The following is a 10388-nucleotide window of genomic DNA, read 5'->3' as shown; positions in this document are numbered from 1 at the left end:
GAGTACGCCCAGTACGAGGGCTTCCGCCCGGCGCGCCGAGAGCACGCACCGGACACCGCGAGCACCGCACAGGACTTTCGCAACACCCCCTAGGGGACCGCCTCACACCGCGCCGGCCCCGGTCAGCGACCGGACCTCCGTCTCGGCGTGCTTGCGCTCGTCCGCCTCCTCCGCGGAGGTCACGGTGCCCAGCCAGCCCGCGAGGAAGCCGAGCGGGATCGAGACGATGCCCGGGTTCTGGAGCGGGAAGTACTGGAAGTCCACGCCGGGGAAGAGGGATTCGGGGCTCCCGGAGACGACGGGCGAGAGGACCACCAGCAGCACCGCCGGGACCAGCCCCCCGTACACCGACCACACCGCCCCCCGCGTGGTGAAGCCCCGCCAGAACAGCGAGTACAGCAGCACCGGCAGGTTCGCCGAGGCCGCCACGGCGAAGGCCAGCCCCACCAGGAAGGCCACGTTCAGGTCCTGCGCGAGCAGCCCGAGGGCGATGGCCACCGCCCCGATCCCCACGGCGGCGATCCGCGCCACGGCCACCTCGCTGCGCTGCCGGGCGCGGCGGCGCTTGAGGGAGGCGTACAGATCGTGCGCGACGGAGGCCGACGAGGCCAGGGTGATCCCGGCGACCACCGCGAGGATGGTCGCGAAGGCGATGGCGGCCACGATCGCGAACAGCACCGCGCCCCCGGTGGACTCGGCACCCCCGCCCAGGAAGGCCGCCAGCAGCGGTACGGCCGTGTTCCCGGAGGCGTTCGAGGCCCGCACCTCGTCGGGCCCGACCAGCGCGGCCGCCCCGAAGCCGAGGACGACGGTCATCAGGTAGAAGCCCCCGATCAGCGCGATCGCCCACACCACCGACCGGCGGGCGGCCCGCGCGGTCGGCACCGTGTAGAAGCGCGACAGGATGTGCGGCAGCCCCGCGGTGCCCAGCACGAGCGCGAGGCCGAGGCTCATGAAATCGACCCGGGTGGTCCAGCCGCCGCCGTACTTGAGCCCGGGGCTCAGGAAGCGGGCCCCGTGCCCGCTGCGTTCGGCCGCGCCGGTGAGCAGTTGGTCGAGGTTGCCGTGGAAGCGGAGCAGGACGAGCACGGTCAGGGCTACGGCCCCGCCCATCAGCAGCACCGCCTTGACGATCTGGATCCAGGTGGTGGCCCGCATCCCGCCGAAGGTCACGTAGACCACCATCAGCGCCCCGACCCCGATCACGGTCAGGGTCCGGGCGGCGGGGCCCGAGTCCGAGAGCAGCAGGCCCACCAGGCTGCCCGCCCCGACCATCTGCGCCACCAGGTAGAGCACGGAGACGACCACCGAGGAGGTGCCCGCGGCGATCCGGACGGGCCGCTCGCTCATCCGGGCCGCCACCACGTCGGCGAGGGTGAACCGCCCGCAGTTGCGCACCAGTTCGGCGACCAGGAAGAGGACCACCAGCCAGGCGACGAGGAAGCCGACGGAGTAGAGCAGGCCGTCGTAGCCGAAGAGGGCGATCAGCCCGGAGATTCCCAGGAAGGAGGCGGCGGACATGTAGTCGCCGGCGATGGCGAAACCGTTCTCCATCGGGGAGAAGAGCCGCCCGCCCGCGTAGAACTCCTCGGCCGAGCCGTGCCGGTTGCGGCTGACCCAGGTCGTGATGCCGAGGGTGACCGCGATGAAGGCGCTGAAGAGGATCAGCGCGAGGGTCTGGTGTTCGGTGGTCACGCCCCCTCCTCCCGGACCGTCCTCGTCCGCGGCCGGCCGCGCTCCTGCTGCTCGCGCGCGGCCGCCCGGTCCTGTGCCCGCTCCTGCTCGAAGACCGTCCAGCGCAGGTCGAGCGCGGCCCGGTCGCGGCGCAGCCGCGCGTGCCTGGCGTACGCCCAGGTCAGCAGGAAGGTGCTGAGGAACTGGCCGAGGCCGGCCAGCAGGGCCACGTTGACCGCGCCGGCCACGGGCCGGGCCATGAGCCCGGGTGCCGCGGTGGCGGCGACCACGTAGGCGACGTACCAGAGGAAGAAGCCGGCGGTCGCGGGGACGACGAACCTTCGGTAGCGGCCCCGGACCTCCTGGAAGGCGGCGCTGCGCTGCACTTCGAGGTAGATGTCGGACGCGCCGGGTGCTGCCCGGCCGCCGTGGACCGGGGCGGCTGCCTGGGCCTGGGCCGGGACCGTGCCCGCGTCCTCGCCCCAGCCCACGGCCAGTGCGTCGTACCAGGGGTCGTCCAGCCGGATCGTTCCGGCATCACGACCTTCGTGCTTGTCCACCGAACTCTCCTTGTCCGCCGCCGCATTGGCCGCGTGCCCACAAGGATGTGCCGGATGGTCGGTTTCCGGACTGATGTACCGGTGCTCTTCACCCCTTCAGGTGATGGAGCGAGCGGCACCGGTGTGCCGGAACGCCGTTTCCGCATCTGTGGTACCGGCCGTGGCCGGCCGGTACCACGGAGGGGTCAGGCGTCGATGCGCGAGCGGTCCAGGGTCGCCGCGGAGCCGGTGATGAACTCCTTGCGCGGGGCCACCTCGTTGCCCATGAGCAGGTCGAAGACCTGCTCGGCGGAGTCGAGGTCGCCGATGTTGATCCGCCGCAGGGTGCGGTGGCGGGGGTCCATGGTGGTCTCCGCCAGCTGGTCCGCGTCCATCTCGCCGAGGCCCTTGTAGCGCTGGATGGCGTCCTTGTACCGGATGTTCTTGCGCTGGTACTCCAGCAGGGTCTGGCGCAGCTCGTTGTCCGAATACGTGTAGACGTACTTGTCCTGGCCCTTCTTGGGCTGGACCAGCTCGATCCGGTGCAGCGGCGGCACGGCCGCGAAGACCCGGCCCGCCTCGACCATCGGGCGCATGTACCGCTGGAAGAGCGTGAGCAGCAGGCAGCGGATGTGCGCGCCGTCGACGTCGGCGTCGACGAGGAGGACGATCTTCCCGTAGCGGGCGGCGTCGATGTCGAAGGTGCGGCCGGAGCCGGCTCCTATGACCTGGATGATCGCGCCGCACTCGGCGTTCTTGAGCATGTCCGAGACCGAGGACTTCTGGACGTTGAGGATCTTGCCCCGGATCGGCAGCAGCGCCTGGAACTCGGAGTTCCGCGCGAGCTTGGCCGTACCGAGGGCGGAGTCCCCCTCGACGATGAAGAGCTCGCTGCGGTCCACGTCGTCGCTGCGGCAGTCGGCCAGCTTGGCCGGCAGCGAGGAGGTCTCCAGCGCGGTCTTGCGGCGCTGCGCCTCCTTGTGCTGGCGGGCCGCGATCCGGGTCCGGGCGGCCGCGACGATCTTCTCCATCACGGCGCGCGCCTGCTGCTTGTCGTCGCGCTTCGTGGAGGTCAGGAAGGCCTTGAGCTCCTTGGCGACGACGGCGGCCACGATCCTGGTGGCCGCGGAGGTGCCGAGCACCTCCTTGGTCTGGCCCTCGAACTGCGGCTCGGCGAGGCGGACGGTCACGACCGCCGTCATGCCCTCCATGGCGTCGTCCTTGACCACGTCGTCCTCGGCAACGCGCAGGAGCTTCGCGGAGCGCAGCACCTCGTTCACGGTCTTGGTGACCGAGCGCTCGAATCCGGAGACGTGGGTGCCGCCCTTGGGGGTGGCGATGATGTTCACGAAGGACTTGACGCCGGTCTCGTACCCCGTGCCCCAGCGCAGGGCGATGTCCACGCCGAGCTCGCGGGTGACCTCGGTGGGGGTCATGTGGCCGCGGTCGTCGAGGACGGGGACGGTCTCCTTGAAGGTGCCGGTGCCGGTCAGGCGCAGCACGTCGCAGACGGCCTTGTCCTGCGCGAGGTACTCGCAGAACTCGCTGATGCCCCCGTCGAAGCGGAAGGTCTCCTCGGTCTTGCCGGCGCCGTCGATGCCGCGCTCGTCGCGGACGACGATGGTCAGGCCGGGGACGAGGAAGGCGGTCTGGCGGGCGCGCTGGTAGAGGGTCTCCAGGGAGAGCCGGGCGTCCTTGAGGAAGATCTGGCGGTCGGCCCAGTAGCGGATCCGGGTGCCCGTCTTGCCCTTGGCGATCCGCTTGGCCTTGCGCAGGCCGTTCGCCGGGTCGAAGGGGCTCTCGGGGCCCTGCTCGGTGAAGACGCCGGGGACGCCGCGGCGGAAGCTGATGGCGTGGGTGGAGCTGTTCCGGTCGACCTCGACGTCCAGGCGGGCGGAGAGGGCGTTGACCACGGAGGCGCCGACGCCGTGCAGACCGCCGGAGGCCGCGTAGGAGCCCCCGCCGAACTTGCCGCCGGCGTGCAGCTTGGTCATGACGACCTCGACGCCGGACAGGCCGGTCTTGGGCTCGACGTCGACCGGGATGCCGCGGCCGTTGTCGCGGACCTCGACCGAGGCGTCGTCGTGGAGGATCACCTCGATGTGGTCGCAGAAGCCGCCCAGGGCCTCGTCGACGGAATTGTCGATGATCTCCCAGAGGCAGTGCATCAGGCCTCGGCTGTCGGTGGAGCCGATATACATGCCGGGGCGCTTGCGGACGGCCTCGAGGCCTTCGAGGACGAGCAGGTGCCGCGCGGTGTAGTTGGAACCGTCCCGGTCTGCTCCGGACAGCAGCGCGCTGGAAGGCACGGACGTGTCGGCGGTCACGCAGTTCGCTCCTCGCTGAATTTCTTTTCTGGCCCGGTCGGGCGCAGGGGTGGCTGGGTCGCCGGTCGAAGGGTACCGAGGCCTGGTAGAGCCGATGCAACGCCACCCTCGTGGGTTCCACAGCCTAGTGCAGATCCGCACGGATGTTCGATCCCCCGTGGGGGTGAAGCAAACATCACGTTCCCTTCGACGCATGAACCATTTAGGGTTCGGGCACGTCCTCATGAACAACCGGCACTCACGCCGGGAGGACGAGAACTGCTACAAGCGAACGACTGACAACGCGAAACCGTAAAGCAACGCAATACGGCTCCTTCGCCGCCAACCGGCAGCAGCCGGCCAGCTTCGGAAGGAAGTTTCGAGGAAAAGCCGCGAGCGGGAACGTTTTCGGCCTGGTTGGATGTTGACCCTGGTACGACAGCTCGTCGAGCTAGAGAAGAGGCGACGTGACTACTGTTCTGACACCCGCGACCCCGCTGACGGCCGCTGACCGATGCGACCGTTGCGGCGCCCAGGCATATCTGCGCGTCGTCCTCCTGAGCGGTGGTGAACTGCTCTTCTGCGCCCACCACGGGCGTAAGTTCGAGCCGGAACTCAAGAAGATCGCCGCGGAAATACAGGATGAGACCGAGCGGCTTACGTCCGCTCCGGCCGCCAGTGCGGCCGACGAGGACCGCTGACACAAGGCCTGAACCTCGCATCCGACGAGCCAGGACCGGCCAGGCCGGTCGACGGGCGGCACTCTGAGATCCAGGGGCGCCGCCCGTCCTCATGCCCGCGGGGGCCGGGGACACCCGGGGCCCTGCTCACGGAGTCCGCCCCTGGCGGCCCCGATACCCCTCCCCGGGCCTTGCGGGGCGCATGGAGCCCCTCCGGCCCCCTCGGGCGGTGCCCTAGACCCCGCTCGGCCGCGCGTGCCTCTCGGGGCCGCTCACGAAGCCGACGAGCGGTGCGATCCGGGTGTACACCCCGGGGCTGTCGGCGCGTCCGCAGCCGCGCCCCCAGGACACCAGCCCGATGAGCCGCCCCTGGGCCACCAGCGGCCCGCCGCTGTCCCCCTGGCAGGCGTCCTTCCCGCCGGCGCGGTCGCCCGCGCACACCATGGAGTCCTCCTGGTACCGCCCGTCCGAGTCCCCGGGGTACGCCCGGCGGCAGACCTCGTCGGCGAGTACGGTGACCCGCGCCGCCCGCAGCCCGTACGCGTAGTCACCGAAGCCACTGGTGTCGCCCCACCCGTACACGGCCGCCTCGGTGCCCGCCCCGTAGGCGGGGTGGCCGGCCCCGGCCATCGGGAGCACGTGGTCCGCCGGCACCGCTTCGGCCAGCTCCAGCACGGCAAGATCCCCGGCGTTCGTCCCGGGGTCGTAGGCCGGGTTGACCCGGGCCCCGACCACCGCGATCTCGCGGCCCTCGGGCGCGCGGAGCTCCGTACGCCCGGTGATCACGCGGAAGTCGGCGACGGATTCGACCGGCCCGCCGAGCACCTGGCGCCCGAGGCAGTGGGCGGCCGTCACCACGGTGGTCGGCGCGACGAGGACACCGCCGCAGAACTGCCCGTCACGGATACCTCCGAACCGGTCACGGCTGGCGAGGGCCACCACCCAGGGACTGTCGGCGACCCGTACCGGGCTCCCGCCTATGACGATGCTGTCCGCTGCCACCCTGGGCGCCTGGGCCAGCGGCACCGCGGCCGCTCCCGCCACCAGGGTCAGAGCGCCCGCCAGGGCACGGGCGAAGGGACGACGCATGAGGCCTCCTGACTCTGAGTGTGCTCGAATACACCCAGAGTGGAATGCCAGGAGGACATGCGCACCTGCTGCCGCGGGCCCGGCCCGCTCCCGGGCCGGGCCGCCGCGGACGGATCAGTCCAGGTAGTCGCGCAGGACCTGCGAGCGCGACGGGTGGCGCAGCTTCGACATGGTCTTGGACTCGATCTGGCGGATGCGCTCACGGGTGACCCCGTAGACCTTGCCGATCTCGTCCAGGGTCTTGGGCTGCCCGTCGGTCAGTCCGAAGCGCATCGAGACCACGCCCGCCTCGCGCTCGCTCAGCGTGTCGAGCACCGAGTGGAGCTGCTCCTGCAGGAGCGTGAAGCTCACGGCGTCGGCCGGGACGACCGCCTCGGAGTCCTCGATGAGGTCACCGAACTCGCTGTCGCCGTCCTCGCCGAGCGGGGTGTGCAGGGAGATCGGCTCGCGGCCGTACTTCTGGACCTCGATGACCTTCTCGGGGGTCATGTCGAGTTCCTTGGCCAGCTCCTCCGGGGTGGGCTCGCGGCCCAGGTCCTGGAGCATCTGGCGCTGCACACGGGCGAGCTTGTTGATCACTTCGACCATGTGCACGGGGATGCGGATGGTGCGGGCCTGGTCGGCCATGGCGCGCGTGATCGCCTGGCGGATCCACCAGGTCGCGTACGTGGAGAACTTGTAGCCCTTGGTGTAGTCGAACTTCTCGACCGCGCGGATCAGACCCAGGTTCCCCTCCTGGATCAGGTCCAGGAAGAGCATGCCGCGGCCGGTGTAGCGCTTGGCCAGCGAGACCACGAGGCGGAGGTTGGCCTCCAGCAGGTGGTTCTTGGCCCGGCGGCCGTCCTCGGCGATGATCTCCAGCTCGCGCTTGAGCTTGGGGGCCAGCTTGTCGGAGTTCGCCAGCTTGTCCTCGGCGAACAGGCCCGCCTCGATGCGCTTGGCGAGCTCGACCTCCTGCTCGGCGTTGAGGAGGGGGACCTTGCCGATCTGCTTGAGGTAGTCCTTGACGGGGTCGGCGGTGGCGCCGGCCACGACGACCTGCTGGGCGGGGGCGTCGTCCTCGTCGTCGGAGATGACGAAGCCCTTGTTCTCGCCGCCCTCGTCCTCCTCCTCGGCCTCCGCCTTCACGGCGTCGGGGCCCTCGTCGAGAGCCTCTTCCCCGCCTTCGTCGGCGTCCTTCTTGGCAGCGGTCTTCTTCGCGGCCGTCTTCTTCGCGGCGGCCTTCTTGGCGGGTGCGGCCTTCTTGGCCGCCGTCTTCTTCGCCGCGGTCTTCTTCGCGGCGGGCTCGGCTGCGGGCTCCCCGGCGAGCGCGTCGGCGGTGTCGGGGTCCGGCGCTCCCGCCTCCGCCGTGACGGTGTCGGCCACTGCCGGGGCGGCCGCCGTCTTGGCCGCGACGGTCTTCGTCGCCGTCCGCTTCGCGGGAGTCTTCGCTGCGACGCTCTTGCGTGGGGTGCGCTTGGGCGACTCCGCGGCACTGACCATCAGCGTCACACCCTCTTCCTCGAGGATCTGGTTGAGGCTGCGCAGGACATTCTTCCACTGGGTCGCAGGAATCTGGTCAGCCTCGAAGGCCCGACGCACGTCATCGCCGGCGATCTGCCCCTCGGCCTTGCCCCGCTCGATGAGCGCCATCACAGACTCGGAATCGGCGATCTCCGGCGGGAGCGTACGGGATGTGCTGGCCGACACGAACAACCTCTCGGAACGATGGGAACGGCTTCCGACCCCGGCCTGGTGCTGGACCGGAGCCGACGACCACCGACTGGGGATGGGCCGGGGGCGCGGGCAGGGGCCGGGGAGCTGCACAGCATCCCCAAGGGCTGCTGTCTTCCCTCCGTCGGCCATCACCTCTTACGTCATCGCGTGACGTCGCGGAGCGTTACGCCCAATCTTCGTGTCCCGGGTGCACCCCTTGGTGGCCTGCGTCACACCGCGTGCGCGGGCGTGCCGGTCCTGCGGTCGTCCGCACCCTCCCGGGACCGCCCCCGCGGAGCCCCGCACGCGGGCCCGCATGCCGCTGTCGCCGGGCCCGCGGGGGCCCGGCGACCGGTGGTGCGCTCCCACGCCCCCGTGCGTCGGAGCGTCAGTGCTCGCGCGGGGCGGGGACCACGCGCTCGACCTCCGGATGCACCGTCAGGAGCTGGCGCATGGCGCTCTCGGCACCCGCGCTGTCGCCGGAGGCCAGGGCCTCCACCATCCGCGCGTGGTGTGCCACGCAGGTTTCGCTGGGGCGGTCGCAGGAGGTGACGGGGCTGCCGGAGACCTGGAGGGCGGCGGAGACGATGCCCGAGAGGTGCTCCAGCATGCGGTTGCCCGCGACCTGGATCAGGAGCGCGTGGAACTCGTTGTCGGCGCGGGCGAAGGTGATCGCGTCGCCCTGGCCGAGGGCGTGGCCCATGATCTCGACCATGTCGGAGAGGCGCTGCTGGACGTCCGGGCGGTCGTGTCCGGCGGCGAGGCGGGCGGCCAGCGGCTCGATGGTCCAGCGGAGCTCGTTGAGCTCGCGGCGCTGGTCGTCGCGCTGGGGGCCGAAGGCGCGCCACTCGATGATGTCGGGGTCGAGGAGGTTCCAGTCGGCGACGGGCCGGACCCGGGTGCCCACGTTGGGGCGGGCGCTGACGAGGCCCTTGGCCTCCAGGACCCGCAGCGACTCGCGGACGACGGTGCGGGAGACCTCGAAGCGCTGGCCGATCTCCTCGGGGACCAGCGGCCGGTCCGCGCCGAGGTCGCCGGAGACGATCATCTGACCGAGCTGCTGGACGAGTTGGCCGTGCAGTCCGCGGCCGCGGCTGCCGGCCGCCCGGCGTCCGACGCGGCTCAACTCGACGTCGGCGCCGTCCCAGTGGGGTGGCCCGACCCGGTCGGAGCCGGCGGCCTCCGCGTAGGGGTAGCGGTCGAGTTCGCCCGGGCCGGCGAGGCCGGTGTCGGCATGGCGGGCGGCGGTCATCATGGTGTGCGCAAGGGTACTCACGAATCCTTTGTCGGCCGCGCCTCCATGACCCTTGAGGTCTTTGGTGAAAAGCACACGAAAGGGTGATCGGTGCCACCTACGCAATTGACGCCTTATCGTAAGGAACCGGGCCTTTTGCGGGGAGTTACGGTCCGCTTCGCCTGATTCCGTGCGAAGCGGACTTCTGCGGTCTCCCCGCAGTCGCCTCCCGTAAGGGAACGATCACCAACGGACTCTGGCGCGCAGTCCTGTGAACCCATAGGCGCACAACAGGACCATCAACGACAACACCAGTGCGGCGCCGACGGGTTGGGCCATCACCCGAAGGGCCCCCAGCACGTAACGGTCGCCTTCCGGCGGCCAGGGCGCGGAGGCCAGGGCGCGCAGCCGGGAGGCCACCCCGCTCGCGGGGTACGCGGACTGCCCCTCCAGGGCCTTGCGCACCAGCGGTACGACCGCCACCGGTACGGCGAGAACGGCGCCCAGGCCCGCGAGGGAGGACCGGAACACCCCGGAGGCGAGCACCCCGGCCCAGGCGCAGCCGACCAGCAGCCCGGCCCAACTCGCGGCAGGGGCGAGCCACTCGGCCGGGGCGCGCAGCGGGGCGCTCCCGAAGACGAGGCGCAGCGCGGCGGCGTCGGCGGCGACCGCGAGGGCCCCGAACGCGAGGGCGAGGGCGGCGCACACTCCGAGCTTGGCGGTGAGCAGCCCCAGCCGGCGCGGCACGGTGCCCCGGTCGGCGGCGAGGGCGGGGTAGCGGTACTCCTCGCCGAAGGCCAGGGCCCCCAGCAGTCCGGCGCCGAGCGCGGCCGGGGGCAGCGGGAACGGCTCGGGCCACGCGGCGAGGACCCGGTTCTGCGGGGTGTGGCCGGCGCGGGCGAGCACCAGGGCGGTGGCGGCGGAGACCGCGACGACGAGGGCGGCGGTGAGGAAGGGGGTGGCGGTGCCGAAGACGCGGCGCAGCTCGTAGCGCAGCGGCCGCAGCGGGCCGCCCACGCGGCGCACCGCCGGGACGGTGCGCCCGGGCCGGGCGTGCCGGGCCCGCCGCGAGAGGGCCCGCGTAGGCCCGGCGGCCTCGGGGGCGGGGGCCGGGGCGGGAGCGGCCGGGGCGGGAGCGGACGTCGGGGCCTGCGCGAACGGCGCCCCGCCG

General features: G+C 71.6%; 7 protein-coding genes and 1 pseudogene. 1 reads left to right on the top strand and 7 read right to left on the bottom strand.

The window, feature by feature from the left end:
* Positions 1-102 precede the first annotated feature (102 nt).
* The 3 genes from SSNG_RS26590 to SSNG_RS26580 all read right to left on the bottom strand — a co-directional run bounded on the left by SSNG_RS26590 (position 103) and on the right by SSNG_RS26580 (position 4540).
* Complete coding sequence (locus tag SSNG_RS26590; protein ID WP_007267013.1) at positions 103-1695, bottom strand: cation acetate symporter; 1593 nt, start codon at positions 1693-1695, stop codon at positions 103-105.
* Positions 1692-2234, bottom strand: a complete 543-nt coding sequence (locus SSNG_RS26585; protein ID WP_007267012.1) for a DUF485 domain-containing protein — start codon at positions 2232-2234, stop codon at positions 1692-1694. Before SSNG_RS26585 ends, SSNG_RS26590 begins: the two co-directional genes overlap by 4 nt.
* Positions 2235-2419: 185 nt before the next feature.
* The gene (locus tag SSNG_RS26580) at positions 2420-4540 is read right to left on the bottom strand and encodes a DNA topoisomerase IV subunit B (protein WP_007267010.1); all 2121 of its coding nucleotides are present in this window, start codon (positions 4538-4540) and stop codon (positions 2420-2422) included.
* 446 nt (positions 4541-4986) lie between these two features.
* On the opposite strand from SSNG_RS26580, the gene SSNG_RS26575 reads away from it, so the two are divergent.
* Positions 4987-5220, top strand: a complete 234-nt coding sequence (locus tag SSNG_RS26575) for a hypothetical protein (protein ID WP_007267009.1) — start codon at positions 4987-4989, stop codon at positions 5218-5220.
* Positions 5221-5433: 213 nt separating this feature from the next.
* Here SSNG_RS26575 and SSNG_RS26570 read toward each other — a convergent pair whose 3' ends face one another.
* From SSNG_RS26570 to SSNG_RS26555, 4 genes and pseudogenes are all read right to left on the bottom strand, one after another.
* Complete coding sequence (locus SSNG_RS26570) at positions 5434-6288, bottom strand: serine protease (protein WP_007267008.1); 855 nt, start codon at positions 6286-6288, stop codon at positions 5434-5436.
* A 114-nt stretch (positions 6289-6402) separates the two neighbouring features.
* Entirely contained in the window at positions 6403-7977 is a 1575-nt protein-coding gene (locus tag SSNG_RS26565; RefSeq protein WP_050779921.1) for an RNA polymerase sigma factor, read from the bottom strand.
* Positions 7978-8371: 394 nt separating this feature from the next.
* The gene (locus tag SSNG_RS26560) at positions 8372-9313 is read right to left on the bottom strand and encodes a FadR/GntR family transcriptional regulator (protein WP_277752157.1); all 942 of its coding nucleotides are present in this window, start codon (positions 9311-9313) and stop codon (positions 8372-8374) included.
* Between the two features lie 147 nt (positions 9314-9460).
* Positions 9461-10388, bottom strand: a pseudogene (locus tag SSNG_RS26555) (ABC transporter ATP-binding protein); the annotation flags it as partial.

The sequence above is a fragment of the Streptomyces sp. C genome, from assembly GCF_000158895.1.
Classification (GTDB): domain Bacteria; phylum Actinomycetota; class Actinomycetes; order Streptomycetales; family Streptomycetaceae; genus Streptomyces; species Streptomyces racemochromogenes.
The sequence above is the reverse complement of the archived record's forward strand: the minus strand, read 5'-3'. Positions and strand labels throughout refer to the sequence as shown.